25 protein-coding genes and 1 pseudogene are annotated in these 25,679 nt (G+C 40.9%); 21 read left to right on the forward strand and 5 right to left on the reverse strand.

Annotated elements, in window-relative coordinates:
• Window positions 1-15: 15 nt before the first annotated feature.
• A complete protein-coding gene (locus tag AC1TO8_RS13475; RefSeq protein ID WP_482056138.1) occupies window positions 16-795 on the reverse strand; it encodes an alpha/beta hydrolase in 780 nt (259 codons plus the stop codon).
• 217 nt (window positions 796-1,012) lie between these two features.
• Between AC1TO8_RS13475 and AC1TO8_RS13480 the strand changes: the two genes are divergently transcribed.
• The 6 genes from AC1TO8_RS13480 (at window position 1,013) to AC1TO8_RS13505 (ending at window position 5,709) form a co-directional block, all read left to right on the forward strand.
• Window positions 1,013-1,759, forward strand: coding sequence for a thioredoxin domain-containing protein (locus tag AC1TO8_RS13480; protein ID WP_482056139.1), 747 nt, complete (start codon window positions 1,013-1,015; stop codon window positions 1,757-1,759).
• A 2-nt stretch (window positions 1,760-1,761) separates the two neighbouring features.
• Window positions 1,762-2,193 (forward strand): disulfide oxidoreductase, encoded by a 432-nt coding sequence (locus AC1TO8_RS13485; protein ID WP_482056140.1) that lies wholly within the window; start codon window positions 1,762-1,764, stop codon window positions 2,191-2,193.
• A gap of 153 nt (window positions 2,194-2,346) precedes the next feature.
• Window positions 2,347-2,928, forward strand: a complete 582-nt coding sequence (locus AC1TO8_RS13490; protein ID WP_482056141.1) for a GNAT family N-acetyltransferase — start codon at window positions 2,347-2,349, stop codon at window positions 2,926-2,928.
• Window positions 2,929-3,035: 107 nt separating this feature from the next.
• Window positions 3,036-4,529, forward strand: coding sequence for an MDR family MFS transporter (locus AC1TO8_RS13495; RefSeq protein WP_482056142.1), 1,494 nt, complete (start codon window positions 3,036-3,038; stop codon window positions 4,527-4,529).
• 67 nt (window positions 4,530-4,596) lie between these two features.
• Window positions 4,597-5,154, forward strand: coding sequence for a TetR/AcrR family transcriptional regulator (locus AC1TO8_RS13500; protein ID WP_482056143.1), 558 nt, complete (start codon window positions 4,597-4,599; stop codon window positions 5,152-5,154).
• A 36-nt stretch (window positions 5,155-5,190) separates the two neighbouring features.
• Entirely contained in the window at window positions 5,191-5,709 is a 519-nt protein-coding gene (locus tag AC1TO8_RS13505; protein ID WP_482056144.1) for a DUF2798 domain-containing protein, read from the forward strand.
• A 147-nt stretch (window positions 5,710-5,856) separates the two neighbouring features.
• On the opposite strand, the gene AC1TO8_RS13510 is transcribed toward AC1TO8_RS13505, so the two are convergent.
• Window positions 5,857-6,324 (reverse strand): MarR family winged helix-turn-helix transcriptional regulator, encoded by a 468-nt coding sequence (locus tag AC1TO8_RS13510; RefSeq protein ID WP_482056145.1) that lies wholly within the window; start codon window positions 6,322-6,324, stop codon window positions 5,857-5,859.
• Window positions 6,325-6,516: 192 nt separating this feature from the next.
• Between AC1TO8_RS13510 and AC1TO8_RS13515 the strand changes: the two genes are divergently transcribed.
• The 3 genes from AC1TO8_RS13515 to AC1TO8_RS13525 are packed head-to-tail and all read left to right on the forward strand — an operon-like array spanning window position 6,517 to window position 10,056.
• Window positions 6,517-8,025, forward strand: coding sequence for a methyl-accepting chemotaxis protein (locus tag AC1TO8_RS13515; RefSeq protein ID WP_482056146.1), 1,509 nt, complete (start codon window positions 6,517-6,519; stop codon window positions 8,023-8,025).
• Between the two features lie 53 nt (window positions 8,026-8,078).
• Window positions 8,079-8,783, forward strand: a complete 705-nt coding sequence (locus AC1TO8_RS13520; protein WP_482056260.1) for an ABC transporter ATP-binding protein — start codon at window positions 8,079-8,081, stop codon at window positions 8,781-8,783.
• Window positions 8,784-8,796: 13 nt separating this feature from the next.
• Window positions 8,797-10,056 (forward strand): ABC transporter permease, encoded by a 1,260-nt coding sequence (locus tag AC1TO8_RS13525; protein WP_482056147.1) that lies wholly within the window; start codon window positions 8,797-8,799, stop codon window positions 10,054-10,056.
• Window positions 10,057-10,331: 275 nt separating this feature from the next.
• On the opposite strand, the gene AC1TO8_RS13530 is transcribed toward AC1TO8_RS13525, so the two are convergent.
• Window positions 10,332-11,594, reverse strand: coding sequence for a BaiN/RdsA family NAD(P)/FAD-dependent oxidoreductase (locus tag AC1TO8_RS13530; protein WP_482056148.1), 1,263 nt, complete (start codon window positions 11,592-11,594; stop codon window positions 10,332-10,334).
• A gap of 610 nt (window positions 11,595-12,204) precedes the next feature.
• Here AC1TO8_RS13530 and AC1TO8_RS13535 point away from each other — a divergent pair.
• The 5 genes from AC1TO8_RS13535 (at window position 12,205) to mutY (ending at window position 17,043) form a co-directional block, all read left to right on the forward strand.
• Window positions 12,205-13,479, forward strand: coding sequence for a two-component system sensor histidine kinase NtrB (locus tag AC1TO8_RS13535; protein WP_482056149.1), 1,275 nt, complete (start codon window positions 12,205-12,207; stop codon window positions 13,477-13,479).
• A 131-nt stretch (window positions 13,480-13,610) separates the two neighbouring features.
• Window positions 13,611-14,045 carry a BrxA/BrxB family bacilliredoxin gene (locus AC1TO8_RS13540; RefSeq protein WP_482056150.1) on the forward strand — a complete coding sequence of 145 codons (435 nt, stop codon included), beginning with the start codon at window positions 13,611-13,613 and terminating at the stop codon, window positions 14,043-14,045.
• A 120-nt stretch (window positions 14,046-14,165) separates the two neighbouring features.
• The gene (gene nadE, locus AC1TO8_RS13545) at window positions 14,166-14,975 is read left to right on the forward strand and encodes an ammonia-dependent NAD(+) synthetase (protein WP_482056151.1); all 810 of its coding nucleotides are present in this window, start codon (window positions 14,166-14,168) and stop codon (window positions 14,973-14,975) included.
• Between the two features lie 451 nt (window positions 14,976-15,426).
• Complete coding sequence (gene acpS, locus AC1TO8_RS13550; protein WP_482056152.1) at window positions 15,427-15,825, forward strand: holo-ACP synthase; 399 nt, start codon at window positions 15,427-15,429, stop codon at window positions 15,823-15,825.
• Between the two features lie 57 nt (window positions 15,826-15,882).
• Window positions 15,883-17,043, forward strand: coding sequence for an A/G-specific adenine glycosylase (gene mutY, locus AC1TO8_RS13555; RefSeq protein ID WP_482056153.1), 1,161 nt, complete (start codon window positions 15,883-15,885; stop codon window positions 17,041-17,043).
• Window positions 17,044-17,543: 500 nt separating this feature from the next.
• Here mutY and AC1TO8_RS13560 read toward each other — a convergent pair whose 3' ends face one another.
• Entirely contained in the window at window positions 17,544-18,155 is a 612-nt protein-coding gene (locus tag AC1TO8_RS13560) for a superoxide dismutase (protein ID WP_482056154.1), read from the reverse strand.
• Between the two features lie 438 nt (window positions 18,156-18,593).
• Between AC1TO8_RS13560 and AC1TO8_RS13565 the strand changes: the two genes are divergently transcribed.
• The 6 genes and pseudogenes from AC1TO8_RS13565 (at window position 18,594) to folE (ending at window position 23,684) form a co-directional block, all read left to right on the forward strand.
• Complete coding sequence (locus AC1TO8_RS13565; protein ID WP_482056155.1) at window positions 18,594-19,019, forward strand: GNAT family N-acetyltransferase; 426 nt, start codon at window positions 18,594-18,596, stop codon at window positions 19,017-19,019.
• Between the two features lie 255 nt (window positions 19,020-19,274).
• Entirely contained in the window at window positions 19,275-19,880 is a 606-nt protein-coding gene (gene lepB / locus AC1TO8_RS13570) for a signal peptidase I (protein WP_482056156.1), read from the forward strand.
• A gap of 29 nt (window positions 19,881-19,909) precedes the next feature.
• Window positions 19,910-21,660: pseudogene (queG, locus tag AC1TO8_RS13575) on the forward strand (tRNA epoxyqueuosine(34) reductase QueG).
• Between the two features lie 26 nt (window positions 21,661-21,686).
• Window positions 21,687-22,718 (forward strand): HD-GYP domain-containing protein, encoded by a 1,032-nt coding sequence (locus AC1TO8_RS13580; RefSeq protein WP_482056157.1) that lies wholly within the window; start codon window positions 21,687-21,689, stop codon window positions 22,716-22,718.
• A 92-nt stretch (window positions 22,719-22,810) separates the two neighbouring features.
• Window positions 22,811-23,044, forward strand: a complete 234-nt coding sequence (locus tag AC1TO8_RS13585; RefSeq protein ID WP_482056158.1) for a YneF family protein — start codon at window positions 22,811-22,813, stop codon at window positions 23,042-23,044.
• Window positions 23,045-23,090: 46 nt separating this feature from the next.
• Window positions 23,091-23,684, forward strand: a complete 594-nt coding sequence (gene folE, locus AC1TO8_RS13590) for a GTP cyclohydrolase I FolE (RefSeq protein ID WP_482056159.1) — start codon at window positions 23,091-23,093, stop codon at window positions 23,682-23,684.
• A 70-nt stretch (window positions 23,685-23,754) separates the two neighbouring features.
• Here folE and AC1TO8_RS13595 read toward each other — a convergent pair whose 3' ends face one another.
• On the reverse strand, window positions 23,755-24,750 hold the full coding sequence (locus tag AC1TO8_RS13595) for an alpha/beta hydrolase (RefSeq protein ID WP_482056160.1): 996 nt from the start codon (window positions 24,748-24,750) through the stop codon (window positions 23,755-23,757).
• Window positions 24,751-24,919: 169 nt separating this feature from the next.
• On the opposite strand from AC1TO8_RS13595, the gene AC1TO8_RS13600 reads away from it, so the two are divergent.
• Window positions 24,920-25,663, forward strand: coding sequence for an IclR family transcriptional regulator (locus tag AC1TO8_RS13600; protein WP_482056161.1), 744 nt, complete (start codon window positions 24,920-24,922; stop codon window positions 25,661-25,663).
• The last annotated feature ends 16 nt before the right edge of the window (window positions 25,664-25,679 follow it).

Here is a 25,679-nt window from a genome sequence, read left to right on the forward strand (position 1 = left end):
CCTTATAGCCGTTAGTTATGATTTATTGCGTAGGGGAAGCCATTCTAATACGTTTTGTATCTTGGCATCCCAATATCCCCATTCATGTTCACCGGGTTCTTCCTCATATGTAAGGTTGAGTTCGGTTTGAGCGCATGCTTTGCGGAAAGTTTGGTTATCTTCGTACAGAAAGTCCTCTGTTCCACAACATTGATAGAGAAGTGGCTTAGGACCATCTGCTTGATCACACTGCTTAAGTAACTGAAGAATATCATTATCCGTCCCGCGAATATCTTGATTGCCAAAGATCTGATTATGGATCAAAGGGTGGTCTTGATGTAATCTATCATTAGCAATATCAAGCGCACCAGATAAGCTAGCTGCAGCAGCGTATTGATCAGGTCTGCGTAATGCTAGCTTCATCGCTCCGTAGCCACCCATAGATAATCCGGCCACATAATTATCTTCTCTTGCATCTGAGAGAGGGAAGAAAGATCTAGCAATCTCGGGTAACTCTTCATTTAGAAAGGTCCAGTATCGATTTCCATGGGCCATATCTGTATAGAAGCTAAGATCTACTCTAGGCATAACAACAGCTAATCCCAGCTCAGCTACATATCGCTCAATGGAGGTGCGACGTAGCCAGATTGAATCGTCATCGCTCATGCCATGTAATAAATATAAAGTGGGATGTTTATCACCCAATATATTATTGTTCATACCAATTTGTGTTCTTGTCTGCTGCGGAAGAATTACTGTCATTGAAGTACTTAAACCGAGAACCTCAGAAAAAAAGTTACATTGAATTAGTGCCATAATGAATACCTCCTTTTGGACTGATAATATTAATCATACTGAACATCTTATAATAAAGAAATATATTTCGAAAGGGACTTTTGGACAATCGTTTAAAGGTTTGACTTGATATAGGCAGGTTACTATAATTGTTATAGTTAAACAGACTTTTACAACCTTATTGTGAGATAGTCAATTGACAAATTAATCTGAGAGAAGAAAGGGGCTAAAAAGATTCATGAAACCGAAGAAGAATGCTAATGCGATCGCCATGCGAAAGGCTGAAAGAGAACGGCAAAGAAAGCTTACGCAAAAAATTATGTGGATTACTGGGGCAGGTATTATCGTCCTTGCAATTGTAATACTGGCATTACTACCAAAGTCTGATGAGAGTTCGAGGGATAACGCCGTATCTTTTGCATATGAGAGTTTACCTGTCATTGGGAATCCTGATGCACCAGTGAAAATTGTTGAGTTTGGTGATTATAAATGTCCTTCTTGCCAATATTTCAGTCAGAACTTCAAACCACAATTAGTGAAGGATTTTGTAGATCAAGGTCTTGCATCTTTTCACTATATGAACTACTTAATTATTGATCCTGATAAAGATTCTAATACAGCGGCATTGGCAGCACAGTCGGTATACCATCAGAATAATGAAGAGTTCTGGAAGTATTATCATGCTATTTATGATAATCAGCAAGATGAGTTGACCATCTGGGCCACACCTGAATATCTTGTTGAACTAGCACGTCAAGAGAATATAGCAGTTGATTATGACCTGTTAGCTGCGGATATCAAGAACAAGACGTATCAGAATGAAGTGGACGAGCAGCAGAAAATTGCGATTAAGAACAATGTGCGCAGTACGCCAACAATATTTATCAATGGAATTCAATTTACAGGCGATATGAACTATAATAACCTTGCAAAGACAATCAATGACGAAATAGCATTACAAAGTGCGGGGCAAGAGGAGAAATAATCATGAGATTCAGAGGGTTTATTCGAACGTATTCCCTGTATCTAGCTTGGGTTGTAGCGATTATTGCCACGGGCGGAAGCTTGTATTTAAGTGATGTGCTACTGTACGAACCCTGCAAGTTATGTTGGTTTCAAAGGATTCTCATGTACCCTCAAGTCATTTTATTGGGAATTGCCAGCTATAAAGATGATAGAAGGATCCTCTCTTACGTACTTCCTCTAAGCATCATTGGTGGTAGTATATCCATATATCATTATTTACAGCAGATGGTTCCTGCATTTGCGGGAATTGCACCATGTTCCGTCGGGATACCATGTAATGTAGATTACCTAAACTGGTTCGGTTTCATCACCATTCCTTTACTTGCACTTATTGCATTTATTATGATCATAAGTATATTGCTAGTTGGAAGGAACGAAGTAGAGGAAGAGTAAATAGTAACAACTATAGCGTATTTAATTGGGGAGTGTTGGCTGGAAACGGCTGGCACTTCTTTTTTTTGTGAACAAAATTGTGTAAGGTTCTTATTGCGGAATATACGTGGTAGAGTAATTATATTCAAAATATGGAGTTAGGAGGGCATACATATGTACGTTTGTGGTGGGAATATCCCTGAGCTTGAAGGTGAGCGAATTCTACTTCGAAGAATGCGATATGAAGATGCATTATCACTGTTGGAATGTTGGTCAAAGGAAGAGGTTCGAGAACATTCAGGCATTCCAGAGTTAGATTCTTTAGAGGATGCTGTGGAAATGATTCAATTCCTAAATGCCTTATCCGAGACGGAGGACGGACTGAGATGGGGGATTGTGGACAAAACAAATGATGAATGGATAGGAAGCTGTGGGTATAATATGTGGCAATTAGAAGGAGCATATCGGGGGGAAGTCGGCTGTGAGATATCTAGTTCTTATTGGGGACAAGGCTACATGACTGAGGCGGTTAAGCTGCTATTACAATATGGGTTTGAAACAATGGAGCTTCATCGTATTGAAGCCTTGGTAGACCCGCGGAATGAACGGGCAGGCAGATTGTTCACAGCTCAACACTTTCAGATTGAAGGACGATTGAGAGATTATCGTCACACAGTGGATGGGTTTCACGATGTACATATATATTCAATACTGCATAGTGATTGGCTGCAGATCTACAAGGAGATATCGTTATGATCAGAAGTCAACAGAACAGGTATGCATTTGGGCTATGTATGCTGTAAAATACAAGGAGTATATCTTATATCGTATCGCCCATTGGCAGAAGAAAGGAATTACTAATTGTGAACTCATCTGTAGATGTTAAACGTAAGTTAATATTGACTGGTCTTTTACTCTCAACATTCATGTCAGCGATTGAGGGTACTGTTACAGGGCCAGCTGGGCCAGCTATTGTAAGTCATTTCGGTGGTATGCAGCTCATGAGCTGGATATTTACAGCGTATCTGTTGACGATGGCTGTAACGACACCGATTTTCGGGAAAATCAGTGATATCTATGGGCGGAAGCCAGTATTTATCGTTGGTTCAATCATATTTGCATTGGGATCATTACTTTGTGGGTTTTCTCAAAACATGGAACAACTCATTATATTTCGAGCAATTCAAGGGATAGGTGCAGGTGCTATCGTTCCTGTATCCTTTACAATTATTGGAGATATATATCCATTACAACAACGTGCCAAAATTCAAGCAATCATTAGCTCAGTATGGGGTATATCCTCTTTAATTGGGCCTTTGCTTGGAGGATATTTCGTTGATTATTGGAGCTGGCGTTGGATATTCGTATTTAATTTGCCATTCGGATTGCTATCGATCTTCCTTATTGCCCGTTATCTACCTAAACACGTAGTGAGAAAGAAAGTTCGAGTAGATGTAGCTGGAGCCGTTACGTTTACGATTGGAGTCACGGCACTGTTGTTGGCCATGGCGACCGGGGGTCAGTATTACTCATGGGATTCACCATTTTTAATTGGCTGTATGGTTATTTCTGTATTCTTTCTTGTGGTGTTTATTATTGTGGAGAGAAGAGCAGAGGAACCGATGCTTCCGCTCAAGCTCTTTCGAATCCGAGACATTGCTGTATCGTCTATTGCGAATCTCTTGATCGGCGCGCTCTTAATTGGGCTTACAACATATACACCGCTATGGATTCAAGGGGTATTGGGTAAGAACGCAACATTCTCCGGTCTCGCCCTAGCGCCTATGTCGATAGGATGGATATTGGGATCAATTGCAGGAGGAAGGATGTTGCTCACAGTGGGTTCACGAAAGACGACGATGCTTGGAGTCGGAGCCATTGTAATCAGTGCTATAGGAATGGTGATGATTACTGGAGATACCCCGAATTTGATCTTATTGGGTATTACTTTCATTTACGGGATTGGTTTTGGTTATACTTCGACCGTATTCACCATTATTGCTCAGTCCTCGGTAGGGTATAATCTACGAGGATCCTCTACTGCGCTTAACTCATTTATTCGTTCGTTGGGTCAGACGATAGGAGTAGCTGCTTTTGGTTCATGGATTAACTTAAGAATTGTTACTTTATTAAAGAATACACCTGGGACAGAGAATATGTCTCAAGATGATATTAATAAGCTACTTACACCGGAGGAAGCGAAGAATTTCTCTGATTCCTTGTGGCATAGTATGCGTGATGTGCTAGAAGGAAGCTTGCATTCTCTCTTCATCGTGATGGCTGTGATAGCCATCATCAGCATGTTAGTGGTCAGTAGATTTAAGAATACAATACCATCCCCTGAGAATGAGGCTTGACTTATAAAGATTTTTTTTGATATAGTTACAAACGGACCAGTCGGTATGTAGGAGGCGAACTACGGGAATGGATACGAAATCGATGATAATCGACATCGCGACAACTCTTTTTCAGAAAAAGGGTTATTTGGGTGTGGGATTAAATGAAATTTTAAAGGCATGTAACCTTTCAAAAGGTGCGCTTTATCATCATTTTCCAAACGGAAAAGAAGAATTACTCATCGCTTGTCTTCATTCGTTGAATGAAGAAATTACAACGGATATGGAGGAAAAAATCCAACGTTATCCATCTACTCAAACAGCTATCCAAGCGATGATCGAGAAATTGGTAGTTCAATTTGATCGAGAAGGGATGATTACTGGTTATACATTTAGCAGCATCGTTAGCGAGATGGGATCACTAAGTGAACCAGTCAGAAATGCCTGTGCTCTATCTTTCACAAAGAGGCAAGAGATCTTTTCGAACAAGTTAGTAGCAGATGGCTTTTCGATAGAAACAGCTAATTCAATTGCTTTAATGATGACAGCTTCTATTGAAGGTGCTATTATGCTTTGTTTAACCCGAAGAACAAGTGATCCATTAAGAACTATTTCGCAGGTATTTCCAAATTTATTAGTGAAATAGACTATCTAGAAATACACATTTGAAAGGAAGAAAAACATGAAACAGGAAACAAGATTGCCAAGAAACGGTAAGGAGGGAGCATTATATGGTGTTATCATTTGTGCGCTGACTGCTTTGTTAATGTCATCACTAGGTACCATTCTAGGTGCAGGGAAATTCGATGGGGAAGTTGTCGTATCGATTCTTAAAATATATCCGATTATGGTGGTTATTGCGATGCTTCTTGAAGGAGTAGTTGTAGGTCGTATTGCAGAAAAATTAGTTGGGAAATTTACTGCACCAACAGATAGCTTTAATGCAAAGATTCTATTCCGTATCTTATTCACTGTAATTGGAATGTCAGCGTGCATGACACTTATCGGGGGGATCGCAGGAAACGGTTTTAGTTCAGAGACATTTAGCGACTGGGTAACGAATTGGCCAAGAAATTTCTTGATCGTACTTGCAGCTGAGAGTTTAGTGATTCAACCGATTGCAAGATTTGCGATGGTAAAATTACATGCTAGTCAAGATAAGAAAAGTCATGCATCGATGATGATAAAAGAGATTGCTTAACAAGTAGAAAAGACTTCGCCCTCCTTATTTAAGGACGGCGAAGTCTTTTTTTGTCGCAGTACTTAAATAAGACGGCATAGCCCTTCTTCGCATAAGTGAAGAAGGGCCATTTATCTTTATATAGGGCTATGACTAACAAGTACATGATTATTTTCTTGTGGATGGGGATAGCCGCTCAGCTTGAAGCCCCATTTTCTTAAGGAGAGATATCATTTGACATTTCTCTTCCGTATTTAGACCGCTTAGTGCTCTGTGAATTCTTTCAGAGTATTTAGGATACATATCATTCATGAGGTGTTCACCTTCAGATGTTAGCTCTGCGAATATGACACGTCGATCATTAGGACACGGCTTGCGAATGAGGTATCCGCGTTCTTCTAATTTATCTATAATATAGGTGACGTTTCCACTTTGGAGTAATAGCTTTGAGCCTATCTGCTGGATGGGCTGAGCTCCTTTATAGTATAGAACCTCCATCACAGCGAAGGCAGTTGAGTTAAAGCCCTCAATTTTGCTACCATTTACGGCATGCTCGTTCACACTTTTAAAAGATTTGGCAAATACGCGGTACAAATGCAGAGACATTTGAGTATCAACTTCTTGGATTTGGATCATGCTTCTCACCGCCCTTATATTCATAAATGGCTAGATTTGATTATTATTTATTGTACGTGAATAAATTTTTAATGGAAATGTGATTTGTCACAGTGAATGGGTAAATTAGATATATACATCATAGAGAGAATAGGAATATTCATCTAGTATGGTGGATATTAGGGTGATTATTCACAGAAAGAAGTGTGAAAGATGAAGAGTTTTCAGTATGAAAAGTCCGCAAACTTTATTGTGATTATTGTAAGCTGGATTATGGTCTTAATTTTATCTGCTGGTTTTATGATTGAGTATATGAAAGGGACACGGAGTATTGAATTTGTTATAGTAATATTATTTGTTGGTTTGGTCTCAATTGTGATTGGAAGTATTGTTTATATCAAATCACCGTTAAGTCAATATACTAGATATATAACTTTTGGTGGATTCTTCACCATGTATGTATTTACATTAATGACTTCTACTACAGATGTTACATTCACATTTGTATTTCCATTAGCAGCCTTATTTTGTGTTTATATTGATCGTGTGTTCATCTCGATTGTATGTGCCTTAATCTTGATTCTGAATTGTATTTACGTGATAGACAAGTTTCACTCAGTGAGCAAAATTGAAATAGGTGAGGTTGCGTATAGTCAGTTTACAACGACACTAATGATTCATGTGTTTGTTCTATTACTGTTTATTTCAGGGCTTATTGCTGTGGTGTACAGCTTTCTTCGTATGAAACAAGCGATGGATCATAAGATCAAGGAGGCCAATGATGCTCGTACAATGGAACAAAATCTACATCAGGATATAGTGAAGATTGCGAATATTCTAGGTGTGAACTCGCAAGAGGTGCATGATATCGTCGTCAAACAATACCAATCATCGCAATCTGTCTTTATGGCCGTACAAGAGATTAGTCAAGGGGCTAGACATAATGCGAATTCTATAGAGGAACAAACTAATATGGTTCAATCCATACAGACTCAAGTAGAAGAGACATCAAGGCTCTCCATTCAGATGGAAGAAGAAGCTGACCTTACGGAACAGACAGCAGGAAGTGGCCTTGTGCTCATCGAACAACTAAGAGAGAAGTCTTCAGAAGCGGAGATGAATACGATCAAGGTATCTGAACTTATCCATTCCCTACATATTAGAACGAACCATATTCAGGATATAACGAAGAATATTTCAAGTATAGCCAATCAGACTAATATATTGTCACTCAATGCCTCCATCGAGGCTGCGCGAGCGGGCGAAGTAGGTAGAGGATTTAATGTAGTTGCACAGGAAGTTCGTAAGTTAGCTGAACAGACTCAAGAGTTATCGTCGAATATCGAAGAGATTACGTCATCCCTTTCAACAGATTCCCTACATTCAGTTCAAGCCATGAAGATGTTAAAGGAAATGAACAGTGATCAATCATCGTTGGTTCAAGAGAGTGGGGTTATGTTCCATTCCATTAATAAAGGCTTACTCAGTGTAAAGTTAAAGATTTCTGCGGTTAATCAGAATATGATTGAAATTGTGCATGGTAATACTAAAATTAACGAGGCGATTGCAAGCATATCTGCTGTATCTGAAGAGACTTTGGCTAGTTCAGAAGAAACAAGCTTAACTATGGAGGGGCATGCTAAAGATGCTAAACGTGCACAGGATCTAGTCAATGAGCTTCTGAGTACATCTAATGAAATGAGAGAGTTGAAATATCAATAAAGAAAGGTGAGGATGTCTTGAGAATAGGGTTGGATATGAGAGGGAATCAAGCTATGGGGACCGTGTTAGAGGTTAACATTGAGCAGGCTGGATATGAACAGGGTGATCCATGTATTTTTTATATTTCCTTCCAGGTCAGGAGTGGAGAATTGTTAGGGGTTATCGGGCCTAATGGTGCGGGTAAGAGTACTACCCTGAAGAGCATACTTGGACTTCTTGAACATGTAAAAGCGGAGGTGTCTATTGGAGGGGGTTCTGGTACATATGCGTATATACCAGAGCAACCTATTTTTTATGAGGATTTAACGCTATGGGAGCACTTGGATCTTGCTGCTGCAGCTTACGAAATAGATTATGACGATTTTGTTGTGCATGCGGAAGAACTGCTTACGCGCTTTGGCATGGGTCAGTCGAGGGATCTTTTGCCGGCAGGATTCTCGAAAGGGATGAAGCAAAAGATGATGCTGATGATTGGCTTTCTGGCACGTCCTGATATTTATATTGTTGATGAGCCCTTTGTTGGTCTGGATCCACATGCAACCAAGGACTTTCTTGATTTGTTGGAAGAAGAGAGACGACGCGGAGCGGGTGTAGTAATGTCCACACATGTATTGGATACAGCAGAGAAAATATGTGATACGTTTATTATGATTTCAGATGGAAGAGTGGTGGCACAGGGGACGTTAGGGGACATACGAAAGCTTGCCCAGCAATCAGAAGAGGCATCGTTATTTGAATGTTTCGATGCCATGATTTAAGGGGGGCCCTAGAATGAAGTCGTTTAATTCTTATCAATTTGCAAGTCCAGGGAAGCTCTTTTGGCGTCGTTTACGAGAGTATTTCCGAAACCAAGCTATTCTTCTTCGGTCTGTTATCGATTGGACCGTATGGCTCTACATTCTTATACCAGGTATTTTACTTGCTTCTGGATTATATTACGGTTTATGGGTGGAGGGTCTTCCGAAATGGAGCGAGGCTCTGCCTACCGGCACATTTCTAGCAATTATGCTTCTTATAATATATAGATCAGGAATTATTCTTTTCGTGCAGGAAGGCGATGTTTTATTCATACGAATGAACCAACGTTGGATGCGTGGATTGATGTTACGCGGATCCGTATATAGCATGGCGGTTATGTTGCTGATGACTACGCTAGTCTTCATCATAATATTGCCTTTCTTGGTACAAGGTTTAGGCGTGAATGCAGTAGAGGGTACATGTTATTTGATCTTTTCGATAACGACGAGTTGGATTGTTGCTTGGATTCGCCATATTGTGATTGTGAAACTCAAAGGTTGGCGAAGGCATCTTCTTTTGATTCCAACATTAGGATTAATCGGTTTCCTATACATGAAGGTGTCTTTGATAGGGATGCATGAGGTGCGATGGCCGTTGCTGATGTCTGTACTGTTAGCATTTATCGTGATCCTATTGATCAGGGTTAGATTACGGATGCAAGGCACGTTCATGAACGATGTACAGGAGGATAGCAAGCGGAGGATGGTGCTTACTAACTGGCTATTAAGTCAAGCTGTGGACCCTCCTAAACCAACACGTACTAAAACGTGGATTTTTCGCCATTCACCCTACTTATATCGTTCCCGTTCAGCAGAACGGCGTTTGGCGGGGGCTGCTGTTAAAGCGTTATTCCGCAATCCGCAAGATCGTAAACTTTATCTACAATTCACAGGTGCATGTATACTGGCTATTATATTTCCACCCTTTATCATTAAAATTTTGGTACTGCTAGCAGTATATACGATGTTAACGTATTGGCATGCACGATATTGGATCAGTTTTCTCAATCATGATTGGATAGCTATACTACCATGGCCATTGGAAACAACCTCACAAGCGCGAGTGATTGCGATTCGAAGTATGCTCCTACCTTTCGCCGTAGTCATGTCGATTGCGTTCTCGTTATCTTGGTTGGGTCTGGTCTGGGGTTGGTTACTTATGATTCCTCTAGCCATAATCCTGTATGGTTTAACTAGTGTTATCCTGAGTTTCTTGATCTTATCGAGATCATGAAACGGGATTGATATAAGGAAATTTTTTAGATGTAGTCTGTACAGGTAAAATTAGCAACAAAGGATGTGGAGAGGATTTAAGTGTATTCTGTGCAACTATCGGACGAGGAGAAGGCGGAAGGTGAGTCTTGCTGGTGATATGACTAATGATGAAGGTGAGGATGGCGGATGTAGCCCATCCCCACTTCTTTGCGACCACGATAGTTACTTTTACATTTCCCTTATGATTTCTGGGATACTCCCATCATTAATGTGTACATGGTCATCCATAGTCAATCACGAATGACCATTTGCTGCATGCATGCCTGCTGTATAACCTGTAGAGAATGCCGCGGTGATGTTATATCCCCCTGTATAGCCATGAATATCTAGAATCTCTCCGCAAAAGAATAACCCTGGCATCAATTTAGATTCCATCGTTTGGGGATTTACTTCTTTCAGGTGAACTCCACCTCCAGTAACGAAAGCCTCCTCAATGGATTTCGTACCTGTTACATTGAAGCTGAATTTCTTCAACAAGGCTATAAAGTCTATCCATTGGTTTTTTGGCAAATGTGCGTAGGTGATATCCCCATCCAGTTGAGCTTTAGATAGTAGTATCGGAATCATCCGTTCAGCCAGGGTAGCTTTCAATACGTTTTTTATCGCTTTCTTGGGTTCAGCCTCTAGACGTTCCTTGAGGAGTGCATCAAGTTCCATCGTTGAGTAATCTGGAAAGAGGTCAACGGACATCTCCACTTCCTTAACGTTAAACTTTTTTTGAACCTGACGAATAAATTGGCTGCACCGAAGTGCGATCGGACCGGATATTCCGAAATGGGTAAATATAAAGTCACCACGATGATGAATGACTTGTTTCCCCTTCGGGTTCCATACGGTGAGGTCCACATCACGAAGGGATAGCCCTTGTAATTCGCGGTTTATAATCCATTTCTCTCTAGAAACAATCGGAACCTCCGTAGCATATAATTCTGTAATAGTATGCCCAGCAGCCTCAGCCCAAGGATAACCATCTCCTGTTGAACCGGTCTGTGGTACGGATTTACCGCCCGTAGCAAGGATGACACAGGCAGCCTTGATCTTCTCTCCAGAGATGAGCCTCACGCCTGCAGTATGTCCATTCTCGTAGAGAACTTCAGCAACGGGGCTATGCGTACTTATAGCGACACCCAAATCACGAATTTTACCTAGCAAGGTGTTGACTACACTAGAAGCTTTATCCGTTACCGGGAACATTCTTCCATGGTCTTCTTCCTTCAGAGCAATTCCTAGGCCCTCGAAGAAAGCCATAATATCACGGTTGTTAAAATGTCCAAATGCACTATATAAAAAGCGACCATTCCCTGGAATATGGGCAATAAGCTCCTCGGTTTCCATCGCATTTGTCACGTTGCAACGACCACCTCCAGATATGCCTAGCTTACGACCTAATTTATTTCCTTTATCAAGTAATAGGACGGAAGCGCCATTCTCGGCAGCTGCTACACAAGCCATAAGTCCTGATGGACCTCCGCCCACAACAATAACATCGTATATCATTTATAATCTCCCTTTGCAGTTAATCCTTTAGTTAGCTGATTAACCATATCTATAAGGATCATAACAAATAGATATAGGTTACAACAACTCTGCTTGAAGTATACTATAGAATATAATGTAATAAGCCGTAGGTAGATAGGAAGGTGGGATGGACATTTATAGTGCCCTTAAGGATATCTTATTGCAGGTTTTAGTATCCGGCTCAATTTCATTTCTTTTTCCCCTCATTCTTGATGCATACATACGACACAAGAGAAATGTTAGACATCTTGATTCGGTTGGTTATACTGTGGTTATCGTAGTGTCTAGTGCCATTAGTTTGGTGCTTTGTTCTATATTTTCCTCAACAATATACGACGTAGTGCCCCTTAATATGGGGATTGTTCCGCTATTTGTTGCCATTTTGTATGGAGGCTATAGATCTGGAATCCCTCTGGCTGCTATATATATCACCTTTTATTTCATATTTACAGAAGAGTGTTCTATATCTGGTTTACTGTTACATACGGGAATATTGATGTTTCCAGTATTGTTTTACACATCTGCAAGTTTTCTAAAGGTTTCTCTAAAGGTAAAGATCAATCGAGTCATGATATGCTTGTTACCTGCTATGCTATTGGTGATTGTATCACCTGTAGATTTATTAGGAACACCCCAATTCTATAACATAAACTTCCTGTTTATCAGTACCATTTATCTAATTATTAGTATTTTATGTGGAGCCATGATTATTTATCTGATCGAATTTTCATTTGAGAGATTGCTACTTAGGGAACAGATTATGGGGATGTCAGAGAAATATTTACGTGAAGAGGATAAATTACAGCAGCTGATGGATGTGGCGCCTATTGGTATGGTTTCTTTTAATAGGAATCGTGAAGTGACGAGTATTAATGAAATGATGATGAATCTATTCAAGGTGAAGAATCCTGGTCTGACTAAAGACGATATTCTTGGCTATTCTGTAACTTTATTTACTGATTTGGTGGAAAAGGAGAATATTGAAATTCAAATTTCTCAAGCACTTAAAGGTGTGATCATGGATCAAGAATTGACACATAGCGACTCTAGAATATACTATACGAACGCGTCTCCACTTACGAACTCTTTTACAAGTGAAATTATTGGTGCTGTGCTGGTTATTCAAGATATTACGGAGCTTGAAAGACTACGTAATGAATTAGGAAATATGGAAAGGTTGAGCTTAGTTGGTCAGATGGCAGCGAGTATAACACATGAAATTCGTAACCCCATGGCTGTGGTTCGTGGGTTCTTGCAGCTAATGAATGAGAAGAGTCCAAGCTCTTTGGATTATTATTATCGAATCGTTATGGAAGAGTTAGATCGGGCAAATGCTATCATCAATGACTTTTTGTCACTTGCGCAGAATCGGATAACGGAGAAGGAAGATTGTGATTTACAAAAAATTATTCATGAACTCAGTCCACTACTGTGGGCAGATGCAAATTTACGAGGACAAAGTATTGTTTTGGAACTTGAGGAGAGTTTGCCTAAGTTACGTTTAAATTCTAAAGAGATTAAACAGCTCATTCTAAACTTAGCACGTAATGGAATGGAGGCTATGGAAAACAAGGGGCAGTTAACATTACAGACCAAGATGAGTATGAAGAGTATTGAACTGATTGTGAAAGATACTGGGTCGGGCATTCCACAGAATAAGCTAGAGAAGTTGTTTACCCCCTTTTTCACGACCAAGGAGCAAGGGACGGGTCTTGGATTGGCACTGTGTATGAGTATTGTCGAGCGTCATAAAGGTAAAATTAATGTTCATTCCGAAGAGGGTGTCGGAACCATCTTTACAGTGGTGTTTCCTCGTGATAGTGCTTCAGTGAAACTTATTACTGAGATAGAAAGTCTGAAATAGACACTGTAGCATATGTTGGTGACAGAGAATGTGAAGTAGTTATCTGCGCCATTGCTTGCTTTCAAACATTCAGAATAGGTATAATCATAGTAATGATTTCAATTTTAACTATTATTGAGGAGTGAATAAGAATGGCTATGTCTTTTGATCGATATATGCAAGATATGATTCAACCGATGCGGGATGAATTAACAAGTTTAGGAATTAAGGAACTCAGAACACCTGAGGAAGTAGAGGTAAATGTACCCAATGGAAAAGGGACGGCCTTAATCGTCATCAATTCAGTATGTGGTTGTGCTGCTGGACAGTGTCGTCCTGGAGTAGCTATGGCGTTGGAAAATGATGTTGTACCAGATCAGTTGTTCACTGTGTTTGCTGGACAGGAGAAAGAAGCAACAGCTAAAGTGCGTGAATATTTCGCTCCATATGCTCCATCATCCCCTTCGATAGCACTGATGAAAGATGGAGAACTCGTTCATTTCATAGAACGTCACCAAATAGAAGATAGATCGGCGCAAGAGATCGCTGCAGAACTAACGGATGCATTTGATCGTTTGTGTAAGTAATTATTTTCTTTAAGTTGCAACATAAACCCCGAAGTTGTGTCAGTCTGACAGCTCCGGGGTTTTATATAGAATGATTCATTTCACAGATAATCATCTTTAGGAAATAGGGGTGCTTTTGTCATGAGTTTACAAGAAGAAATCATTGCGAAATTAGGGGTAAAACCTTCTATAAATGTGGAAGCTGAGGTTAAGGCGAGAGTGACCTTTCTGAAGGATTATGTGAAGAAGGCAGGGGCTACTGGACTACTCATTGCGATCAGTGGTGGACTTGATAGTGCGGTCGCTGTTGGTTTATGTAAATTAGCGACGGATGAATTATGTGAAGAAACAGGTCGAGATTATATGACACTTGGTGTGTTTCAGCCCTATGGTACACAGGAAGATATTGACGATAGCTATGCTGTAGCGAAGGCATTCGATCTTAAACATACGGCGGAGACGAATATCGAAGATACGGTAACTGAAGTAGCATTGGAAGTAGAACAGGGGCTCAAGGGTCTGGGAATTCATCGGCACATGACACATCAAGGCAAAGGCAATGTCAAGGCGAGAACGCGTATGGTTATGCAGTACGCACTGTCCTTTGAGTTGAACCTAATTGTCGTAGGAACGGATCATGCATCTGAATCGGTTACAGGGTTTTATACTAAATGGGGCGATGGCGCAGCAGATATTACACCACTTAGTACCCTCAATAAGCGTCAAGTAGGTCAGCTTGGGGCATATCTTGGTGTGCCGCAGTCCATACTGGATAAAGTGCCTACTGCTGGTTTATGGGATGGACAGACAGATGAAGCTGAACTCGGTCTTACATATGAGGAGAATAGTGATTATTTGGAGGGGAAGGAAATTTCCCCGGCATCGAGAGAACGCCTGGAAGGCATTTATACAAGATCAGCTCACAAGCGTAATGCCATACCAGGAATATAAGCTCGAGTTCAAGTAGAAACGGCGCTACCGTCCTCTTTCAAGGACGGTAGTCTTCACCTCCAATCTCCAATAGCTGCAAAAAGAACATCTAAATGGCTTAGAAACATCCATTTTCACCATTTCCCCTATTTTAACTGACATTTGTACAACTAAATCTTTCACTCCCCATCTTGCCTTCGAAGTAAGTACCATTACTGCAACTATTTGATCCTTGCTTGTCTACCTTTTTGAGTGAAGTGTTTTTCGTGAGCGTATAGTCGTCATTCTATGTACATTCGGATGAATTATAATCGGAATTTGAGATTTAGAAATGGGCACAGGGCAGCCTTTTTCACAAGAAACGCTGCCTTCATTTTTGTGATGATAACTGGAAATTGTCGCAACATAAGTCAGTGACTGTTACAATCAAGAGTGGAGTTATAGGAGATAGGTACGGAAGGTGTGAGCAGAAGTGATTTATGGAGTCGGTCACGATATATTAGAAATTAAACGAATAGAACAGATACTAAGTGGAAGGAATGGAGAAGCGTTCCTACATCGTGTATTGACGTTGAAAGAATATGAGCTTGCCCAGAATCGAGGCAGGAAGATAGCAGAGTTTACAGCAGGAAGATTTACTGCTAAGGAGGCCATAGTCAAAGCATTTGGCTGCGGCATTGGTGCGATTATTAATTTTGGAGATATTGAGGTACTCCCCGATGCCTTGGGGAAACCAAAGGTGGAATTAAGTGAGCAAGCATGGGGAAAGTTGAACCTCTCGGCACAAGCTGAAGGGTATGCTATTCATTTGAGTATTACTCATCAAAGGGAGCTAGCATCTGCTTTTGCTGTTATTGAAAGATTAAGTTGATCTGAGCTTAAGTCAGATTATACACCTTGGAATACAAGATAGATAAGGAGAAGCAGTATGTCTAACGTTGAACAACAACGCTATTTCAGTGAGAATTTGCTGGAATGGTATCTTGAGAATCGACGGGATCTACCTTGGCGGCGCCATCGTAACCCTTATTATATTTGGATATCTGAAATCATGCTTCAGCAAACGCGTGTTGATACAGTCATTCCTTACTTCAATCGATTTATCGAAAGGTTCCCAACGATCGAGGAACTAGCCAATGCGCCAGAACAGGATGTGTTGAAGTGTTGGGAGGGACTGGGTTACTACTCTCGCGCACGTAATTTACAGTACGCTGCTCAGCAGGTGCTAGATCTACACGGGGGTCAGGTACCGAATGACAAAGAGAGCGTTCTCGCACTTAAGGGCGTCGGTCCATATACAGCGGGAGCAGTTCTCAGCATTGCTTATAATCAGCCGGAGCCAGCCGTAGATGGTAACGTGATGAGGGTGTTATCTAGATTCTTCTTAATTGAAGAAGACATTATGAAAGCTAGTACGCGTGTTCTTATGGAAAGATTAGTGGTGGAATTGATCCCAGAAGGACAGGCTTCTCACTTTAACCAGGCGCTTATGGAACTTGGGGCTTTGGTATGTACACCAAAGTCCCCTTATTGCTTAACCTGTCCTGTTATGGTGCATTGTGAGGCAAGGATTGCAGGGAAGGAGGGGGAGCTTCCTATTAAAACGAAGAGTAAGCCGCCACGTCCAGAACAACGAGTTGTTGGGCTCATTGAAGGACAGGGGGCTCATGCTGGACACGTATTAATTAGACAACGTCCAGAGAGTGGATTGCTTGCCCGAATGTGGGAACTTCCACATATCCTATCTCCCACAGCTCGCGGTGGCAGAGTAGCGGATCAGAATGCGCAGGAACTACTATATCAAGAGTTGTTAGTAGAAAGTATTCCGACCCGAGGTATGGAGCATTTCATGGATATAGAGCATATCTTCAGTCATATTCGTTGGAAGCTTCAGGTCTATCATTGCAAGGAAGAGGAACAATCGCTTGTGGCGGAGAGCCCAGCATCTTATTCGCTTGATGCGGCGGACATTGGGGATCCGATGACAGAGTATCGCTGGATTGGTGAAGCAGACATGGCATCATATGCCTTCCCCAATGTATTTCTGAAAATTATTAATGCTTATTTCGAAGAGAACAAGGCTACATGAGTAGCCTTGTTCTCTTTGTCCTCCTACAAACATCCGAAACGAGGCGACCTCACGAAAAAGTCTACTCCATTATCGAACGTTCCTTTGCATCTGTTTCTCTCTCCCGTTGCCATAGTAAGTCAATCGCATGTTAGACGTTTCTAACGGAACACATGGACACTATTCTCACCAAAAACAACAATATGAAAATCTAACGGAAGCACATGCCTCTATATGTCAATAAACAGCCCAAATCCAGAGGGAAAGGCCCAATAAGGTCGCTCATTTCCGTTAGAATTTCAAAAGCGACGTATTAGGCAGAATAAGGTCTAGTGCTTCCGTTAGAAAATTCGCGCGGTTTCACTCCACTTCACTTCATCCCACCCCAATGATATCCTTATTTTATAGCTCAAAAAAAGTGATCCATCCGTTTAAGGATGGATCACTTTCTTATAATTCCGCTGAAACGGGTGCCGTCTTTGAAAAAGGACGGTATTGCCGTTTATCTTTAAATCCTTTAATTATTTAGCAGCAGAGTAACGTGCGCTAACCGCATCCCAGTTAACTACGTTCCAGAAAGCAGAAATATAATCAGGACGTTTGTTTTGGAATTTCAAGTAGTAAGCATGCTCCCATACGTCAAGACCAAGAATTGGAGTCAATCCTTCGCTAAGTGGGCTGTCTTGGTTAGGTGTGCTTGTTACAGCTAGTTTGCCATCTTTACCAACAACAAGCCAAGCCCATCCGCTTCCGAAACGAGTAGTAGCTGCTTTGGCAAATTCTTCTTTAAATTTATCAAGACCACCAAGCTCACTATCAATGGCTTGTGCCAATTCGCCAGTTGGGTTGCCACCGCCATTTGGACCAATGATTTCCCAGAATAGGCTGTGGTTTGCGTGCCCTCCACCGTTATTACGAACAGCGGTACGAATTTCTTCAGGTACGCTTCCAAGACCTGTAAGTATTTCTTCAATTGTTTTGTTTTGCAATTCAGGAGCTTTTTCTAGTGCTGCATTCAAATTGGTAACATATGTGTTATGGTGACGATCGTGGTGAATTTCCATTGTTAATGCATCGATATGTGGTTCTAATGCATCATTTGAATAAGGTAGAGCTGGTAGTTGAAATGCCATGGTAAATTACCTCCTGTGTATTGTTTAGTATTCAATCCTATGAACAAAGGGCTTTGCTAGCACCCTTTATACAACTGGTTACATTATCTAATTAAACCGTATTTAACAGATTAAATCAACATGTATGTTTATAAAGTCGGATTGTTGTTTACTAAATTTACAAAACATAAATTATATTACCCAAGTGTTAAATAAAACATACAATAATAAATTACAAATGCATGGAAATAAACCAAAAGATACTAAAAAACATAGAGATAAAACGCTTTCATAAGAAAACGAGTGTATTGTGGAGATAAATGTGGTTTAATGGACTAGCAAGAGTGAATTTCGGTTTATTTGTCGTAATTATTATATTCGAGGTTATTGTAAAAGTTCGCTCTTAGCAACTTTTATGTAAACTATCGGATAAAGCTAACGAAAAGGGAGATTTATAATATGCATGTTCGTTCCTTTCAGTTAAGTGACTGTACACCAGTAACTGAACTTCTTCAGGTTGCTTTATCTGAGGAGTGTTTTGAGAATACTATTCAACCATTCTCTAGGCAGCTCCAATGGGATTCCGACCTGATCATGGTAGCAGAAGAAGATGGAGAGATTGTGGGTACCTTAATCGGTACGATTGAGAACAACCACGGTTGTTATTTCAGAATTGCTATTCACCCAGACTTTCGGCGTAGAGGGATTGGTAAAGCCCTTATTAAAGCCATGGAACAGCGTTTTAAACAACGTAAAGTGAGTCGTATCATGATTGCCGGAGATGAACAGAATATTTCAGCGATGCCATTATTTGAAACAATGGGTTACGGAGCTAACAAAATTATGGAGGCTTTTCAGAAACTTAGTATTGTGGCACATGTGTAGAGTTAGGTAAAATAGTTACGTATATATAGAATATGACTTCGTTTATCCAATATCAAGCATATCGTGCAGCCGTTGCAAAAGCGGAGCGGATATGCTTTTCTATTATGTGGAGATTTGAAAATATATGGTAGTATAAGTTACACTCAATACTAGTTGTGATACGAACTGACGCTAGCTTTGTTAGCATAAATTACTGGAAGGGGACGGCACAATCGTTTCCTTTTGAAATAATTTAGTGAAAAGAAGAGGTGTAATATGAGCAACAATGAATCATTAGAAGGAGTTACGTTAGAAAGTCCTATTTCTCCTAACCCAAAGACTGGAGAGCATAAACCAGGATGGAAAAGGGAATTATGGGACTGGATCAAAACACTTGTTGTTGTATTTGTGATTATGTCGTTGCTTAATATATTTGTATTTAATTTGTCTATGGTTAAAGGGCAATCGATGCAACCCACATTAGTAGAAGGAGAGCGTTTGTTTATTAATAAAATAATCTATAGCTTCTCAGCACCTAAACAGGGTGAAGTCGTTGTGCTACATGATCCAAGTCAAGATGATAGCAAGAAAGAGTTTCTTGTAAAGCGTGTCATAGGTGTTCCCGGGGATGTGGTTAAGGTTAGTGATCATCAACTATATCTAAATGGTCAACTCCAACAAGAGGAGTATATCGATGTAAGTATTCAAGATCAAGATTTCGCAGGGGTCAAACTAGAAGAGGATCAATATTTCGTCATGGGCGATAATCGTCATTTAGGAGAGAGTAAGGACAGTCGTTACTTCGGAACGGTAGCTTCGGATTTGATTGTTGGAAGAGCTGAATTTATTTTTTGGCCATTTAATAAAATTAGAGGATTATAATGCTTCTAAGATAAGGAGATGATGGGGAAATGAAGATACAACAGACGACATTACAGTCACCATACGCTACCTCATCATCATTCTGGGAGGAACTTAAGAAGGAAATCCAATTAGCGGCACCTAGTTTAGGGATCGACGACATTGGTTTTGCTACTGCGGATCCTTTTGTTTCGCTGAAGTCACTCCTACAGAACCAACGTGATAAAGGATATGAATCAGGCTTCGAAGAGCCAGATCTAGATAAAAGAGTAATACCTACATTAGCTTCATCTCAACCGGCATCACTGATTGCGATCGCTGTGGCCTATCCGTCCAAGATGGAGAGCCCTCCCAAATCAGAACCGGGTGCTAACCGAGGAATCTTCGCTCGGACTGCATGGGGAAGAGATTATCATCACGTGTTACGGGAAGCGATGGAGAAGCTTGAGAACTTTATTAGGGAACGTGTTCCAGAAGCGGTAATAGAGAGCATGGTTGATACGGGAGCTCTGGTAGACCGTGCAGTTGCTGAGCGGGCGGGCATAGGTTTTAGTGGGAAGAATTGTTTGATTATTTCGCCGAAATGGGGTTCGTGGATATATCTAGGGGAACTCGTTACGAATATACCATTCCCACCAGACACACCTGTAACAGAAGATTGTGGGGAGTGCACTAAATGCCTTGAGGCATGTCCGACCGGGGCGCTCGTAGGTCCTGGGCAAATTAATGCAAAGATCTGTATTTCATTCTTAACCCAAACGAAAGGCTTGTTGGAAGATGAACAGATGATCAAGATTGGAAATCGATTATATGGCTGCGATACGTGTCAAATTGTCTGTCCTAAAAATCGGGGTAAGAGCTGGAATCACAATGAACAACTTCTTCCAGATCCTGAAATAGCAAAGTCACTTCTGTTCCCTATTCTTGATTTAAGTAATCGAGAATTTAAGAAGCAATTTGGAGGGAGCGCAGCAGCATGGAGAGGGAAGAACCCTATTCAGCGGAATGCCATTATTGCACTCGGTAATTTTAAAGATCGTTCCGCTATACCGAGACTGGAAGGGGTGCTGTTAAAGGATCCTAGACAAGAGATAAGAGGAACCGCTGCATGGGCGTTGGGACGTATTGGAGGCGAGGATGCTTTGAACAGTGTCATAAAGGGAATGGCTGTAGAACAAGATGAATCGGTGTTGCAAATGCTTAGACAAGCGAAAGAAAAGCTACAACCGTCTAATGTGGAAGTGAAAGAGTCATGAAGAATCTAAATGAAATGATTTATTATGATGAAATGACAACTCCTATTGGAGTATTGACGGTATTTACTTCGGAGATAGGAATCTGTCTAGTTGAATTCGGATCATATACGCTTAGAGAATCCTTCGTACAGCAATGGTCGCGTAATTGGGCAATAGATGCTGAATTTGTACTTGATCAAGAACGACTGGCTGAGGCCAAAATACAATTAGAACAATACTTTACAGGCAAGCGGAAACAATTTGATCTTCCAACGGATATGAGAGGTACTCCATTTCAACTACAAGTATGGGCCTCACTTGCCGATATTGCTTATGGGGATACAATTTCCTATACACAAATGGCGGAGGCAATTGAACGTCCTAAGGCAGTAAGGGCTGTTGAAGGAGCGAACAATAAAAATCCGGTACCGCTTATTGTGCCTAGCCATCGAATTATTAGCTCCGAAGGCTCTCTAGTAGGCTTTAGTGGAGGTCTAGAAATCAAAAGGCACCTTTTGTCTATAGAGGGATCGTTAACTGAAAGAAGTAATACCAATAAAAGTTAGTCGGTTAGATGGGGGAACATTCATTCATGAGATATGTAAATATTGCAGATGTAGAAGCAGGACAGTTCCTTGGTAAGTCGGTATATGCAGGGAACGGTACCGTGCTCTTATCAGCGGGAGTTCAACTCACTGTATATATGGTCAATACACTTAATCGGATCGGCGTTACGATGCTGTATATTCAAGACCCTTTATTTGATGACGTTCAGGTCGAGGATATGTTACAAGAAGCGACCAAGCAAAGTCTTATTCATGGAATAAACGACACATTTGAAGCAGTGCGATCAGGTAAGGAATGGAATGCGAAAAATATTGGTACGAGTATCGACATGCTTTTGTCCGATGTTATAAGTAATAAAGAGCTACTTATCGAATTGACGGACATTCGTACTGTTGATAACGCACAGTATGTACATGCTATGAACGTTTGTTTATTATCGACCGTGATGGGCATTAATTTAGGACTGAATTATATTCAGGCGAAAGAACTAGCCATTGGTGCATTGTTACATGACTTAGGGAAGAACGGCTTGTTATTGGAAGATGAGATATCATCTAGTGTTAGAGAGCATCATACATGGCGAGGCTTTGAGAAGATCAAGAATAAACGGGAATTCAATCTTCTGATTGCACATGTGGCGTTACAGCATCATGAAAGAGTCGATGGATTCGGTATTCCACGAGGGTTGTCAGGGGATGAGATTCATATCTATGCTAAGATCGTTGCTGTGGCCAATACGTATGATCATTTAATCAGTCATTTGGATGGGGATAAGGCGCTGCTTCCGCATGAGGCATGTGAGAAAATGATGGCGATGTCGGAACAACAGTTGGATAGGGAAGTATTGATCCAGTTTACGAGAATGGTGTCCATTTACCCGAACGGAACAGCTGTACGACTGTCCACGAAAGAGACTGGTGTTGTAGTGAGTCAGCACAGAGGACTGCCAGGTCGACCGGTAGTGCGAATTATACGTAACAATGGTAATGATCTAGATATTAAGGAAGTAGATTTAGCACTAGAAACGACGGTTTTTATTGAGGCGGAACTTGCCTAGAATTATATTTGCTAGCGATTAAAGGACATGCTATGATATGTTCGTGCGCAAACAAGTTAGATAAACAATTGTAAATGTCGAGGTGGCTGAGAATGGATATTGCACTTCCTATTATCACTTTAATTGTAGGATTAGTTGGTGGTTTCTTCATAGGCGTATATTATTTACGCAAACAGATGGAGAAAATGCAAAGTAATCCAGAAATGCTTCAAAAGATGGCTAAACAGATGGGGTATAATCTGAATGGCAAACAGATGCAGAAAGCACAACAAATGATGAAGAATCAGCCAACTGTTCCCAAGAGAGGGCAAAGCCGTAAAAGGTAAGTAATCTTTCTATCTGGGAGTTGCGGCCGAGAGAGGAAGAGATATTGTGGCTGGAGTTAAGGATTATTCCAATACTGATGTAGGTAAAAATCGTGAGAAGATAGAGTATCACATTGAGCAAATATTAAATTTAATCGGTGAAGATGCTAAGCGAGAAGGATTGCTTGAGACACCAGCGCGTGTCACACGTATGTACGAGGAGATTTTTGCGGGTTATGAAGTAGACCCTCGTGATGTGCTAGGCGTGACATTTGATGAGAATCACGAGGAGCTTGTCATTGTAAAGGACATTGTGTACTACAGCCAATGCGAACATCACATGGCACCTTTCTTTGGCAAGATCCATATCGGATATATCCCAAGTGGTAAAATTGCTGGTCTCAGTAAGTTTGCCCGATTGGTTGATGCAATAACTCGTCGCTTGCAGGTGCAGGAACGGATTACATCGCAAATTGCGGATATTATCAATGAAGTGCTGGAACCTAACGGTGTGATGGTTGTCGTAGAAGGCGAGCATTTATGCATGTGCTCTCGTGGTGTGAAGAAAGCGGGTAGCAAGACGGTAACTTCTGCAGTAAGAGGAGTATTCCGCGAGGATTCGGCTTCACGAGCGGAGTTTCTATCATTGATTAGAGATTAGACAACATAAAGGTTCAAGAAGTGATATAAGTGAAAGAAGAGGATCTGTCGCCAAGACAGATCCTCTTTTTTCACTTCGCTAAGGATGTCTTCACTTGTCCAAGGAATGAAGAAACGCGCTGCAAGTATTCACGAGAATGCTCTCGAAAGATGAGTTCATGATGGCTATTCTCAACAATCCATGCGTCAGAGAGAGAATTGGTTTGATTGGAGGCTAACACTTCGGCAATCCCAAAGGGCGCCTTGACGTCCTTTGTCCCATGTATAAAGAAGACAGGAAAGGGATAATCATAGCTCTTCACTTGTTGATAGGGTATTTGATTCAAGCTTGTACCGTTCAATATTGGGAATAATACCTGCAAAATCTCCAATGAGGGATGTCGAGGCAAATTAATCTGATTCTTAATATTGTGATACAGTGTATCTGGTTCCAAGAGAAAGGTGCTGTCAAGAATCATGGCATCTACATCATCTGTCTGTAGACCTGCTTGAAGTGCCGTGCCTGCTCCCATGGAGAATCCCCATACAATAATTTGTTCTGCATCACGTTCTTTAGCAAGTTTGATAGCTCCTAGTAGTTGTTGTGTTTCAATCTTACCACCCGTAGCAACATCTTTATTGTATTGAGCTGCAAATCCATAGTCGAACATCAGTACATTATAATTGAGGCTATGTGCATAATGAGCAAGATCATACATAGGGACCCAGGATTCCTCGCGATTAGCTCCATAGCCGTGACTAAATACAATCGTCCTTTTGGAGCCTTCGGCAGGAATATACCAACCATGCATCATACGGCTGTCATCGAGCGCAGGGAAAATGACATTCTCATAATTCATTGACTTAGCCTGTAAAGGATTAGAATACAATGCAGCAACAGTTGGATTCGATAATACCCATGCAATGTAAGCATGTAAGGCAACGAAACAAAAGATTAGAAAAAAGATAGTCGTCATTAGTAATGCGACTAAAATATGCTTAGCGCGTATGAAACGCGGTGAGATCCGTGTGAGTGGCTTATGAATGGATAGGGAGCCAGGGGTAGTAGTATCAGTTATAATGTTCATATGTGGCCCTCCTTATTTCTCATATTTATCGTATGCCTCGATGGAATTAAAGTCAATGCACTATATACATTTGTAAGACAATTGTAATATGTAGACTTTAATCTCGTTATTTTATATAATTATGTAACCATGTTTCACGTGGTGAAACGACAAAGAGGGGCGATTCATCTTGGAAGATCGCAAACTGACGGTCCGGTCGGTAGAGCGGGCACTTGATATATTATTATGTTTCACTAGGAATGTTGATCTAGGTCTGACAGAGATTGCAGGACAGATTGGTCTCCATAAGAGTACTGTTCATCGATTACTTTCAACGCTCGAGGAGAGAGGATTCGTTACACGCGATAAATCTACAGAAAAGTATCGACTTGGAATAAAGATATGGGAGTTATCTACGCATTTGTCGCAAAGTGATGACCCGGCCATATTGTTATTGCCTGCAATGGAGAAATTGAGAGATCGATTGGGTGAAACGGTCAGCTTATATTTACGCGAGGGCAATGAAAGACTGCGTATACAGGCAGTGCAGAGTAACCAAGCTATTCGGCGTGTCGCGAAGGTTGGTGCAAGGCTTCCTTTGTTTGTTGGGGCATCAAGTAAGGTTCTTATGGCATTTGCAAATGAAGAAGAACAGGAAGAATTATTGAATAACCCCGAATGGTCGTCCATTGTAGATCGTAGTAGCTATTTGAGACAGCTGATAGAAATAAAAGAGTGTGGGTATGCCACGAGTTTTGAAGAGCGGGAGCCTGGAGCGGCAGCGATATCGGTTCCTATATTTGACCGAAATGGCTTTGTTATTGCTGCCTTATCCGTATCCGGTCCAGTGAATCGATTGACGTTAAGTACACTGGAAGAATACGCACCACTGTTAGTGGAAACAGCTCATGATATGGGGTTAATGATTTCCTAGTTATTCAACAAGGAAG

The organism is Paenibacillus sp. Y859 (assembly GCF_056786405.1).

Coding starts and splice junctions, on each gene's coding strand:
- AC1TO8_RS13535 (WP_482056149.1), top strand. CDS start 12,205: ATGCTATTGGTGATTGTATCACCTGTAGATTTATTAGGAACACCCCAA.
- AC1TO8_RS13475 (WP_482056138.1), bottom strand. CDS start 795: ATGGCACTAATTCAATGTAACTTTTTTTCTGAGGTTCTCGGTTTAAGT.
- AC1TO8_RS13530 (WP_482056148.1), bottom strand. CDS start 11,594: ATGATATACGATGTTATTGTTGTGGGCGGAGGTCCATCAGGACTTATG.
- AC1TO8_RS13565 (WP_482056155.1), top strand. CDS start 18,594: ATGCATGTTCGTTCCTTTCAGTTAAGTGACTGTACACCAGTAACTGAA.
- AC1TO8_RS13515 (WP_482056146.1), top strand. CDS start 6,517: ATGAAGAGTTTTCAGTATGAAAAGTCCGCAAACTTTATTGTGATTATT.
- AC1TO8_RS13510 (WP_482056145.1), bottom strand. CDS start 6,324: ATGATCCAAATCCAAGAAGTTGATACTCAAATGTCTCTGCATTTGTAC.
- AC1TO8_RS13585 (WP_482056158.1), top strand. CDS start 22,811: ATGGATATTGCACTTCCTATTATCACTTTAATTGTAGGATTAGTTGGT.
- AC1TO8_RS13485 (WP_482056140.1), top strand. CDS start 1,762: ATGAGATTCAGAGGGTTTATTCGAACGTATTCCCTGTATCTAGCTTGG.
- AC1TO8_RS13490 (WP_482056141.1), top strand. CDS start 2,347: ATGTACGTTTGTGGTGGGAATATCCCTGAGCTTGAAGGTGAGCGAATT.
- AC1TO8_RS13580 (WP_482056157.1), top strand. CDS start 21,687: ATGAGATATGTAAATATTGCAGATGTAGAAGCAGGACAGTTCCTTGGT.
- AC1TO8_RS13480 (WP_482056139.1), top strand. CDS start 1,013: ATGAAACCGAAGAAGAATGCTAATGCGATCGCCATGCGAAAGGCTGAA.
- AC1TO8_RS13500 (WP_482056143.1), top strand. CDS start 4,597: ATGGATACGAAATCGATGATAATCGACATCGCGACAACTCTTTTTCAG.
- AC1TO8_RS13595 (WP_482056160.1), bottom strand. CDS start 24,750: ATGAACATTATAACTGATACTACTACCCCTGGCTCCCTATCCATTCAT.
- AC1TO8_RS13520 (WP_482056260.1), top strand. CDS start 8,079: ATGGGGACCGTGTTAGAGGTTAACATTGAGCAGGCTGGATATGAACAG.
- AC1TO8_RS13540 (WP_482056150.1), top strand. CDS start 13,611: ATGGCTATGTCTTTTGATCGATATATGCAAGATATGATTCAACCGATG.
- lepB (WP_482056156.1), top strand. CDS start 19,275: ATGAGCAACAATGAATCATTAGAAGGAGTTACGTTAGAAAGTCCTATT.
- AC1TO8_RS13525 (WP_482056147.1), top strand. CDS start 8,797: ATGAAGTCGTTTAATTCTTATCAATTTGCAAGTCCAGGGAAGCTCTTT.
- AC1TO8_RS13560 (WP_482056154.1), bottom strand. CDS start 18,155: ATGGCATTTCAACTACCAGCTCTACCTTATTCAAATGATGCATTAGAA.
- AC1TO8_RS13505 (WP_482056144.1), top strand. CDS start 5,191: ATGAAACAGGAAACAAGATTGCCAAGAAACGGTAAGGAGGGAGCATTA.
- nadE (WP_482056151.1), top strand. CDS start 14,166: ATGAGTTTACAAGAAGAAATCATTGCGAAATTAGGGGTAAAACCTTCT.
- mutY (WP_482056153.1), top strand. CDS start 15,883: ATGTCTAACGTTGAACAACAACGCTATTTCAGTGAGAATTTGCTGGAA.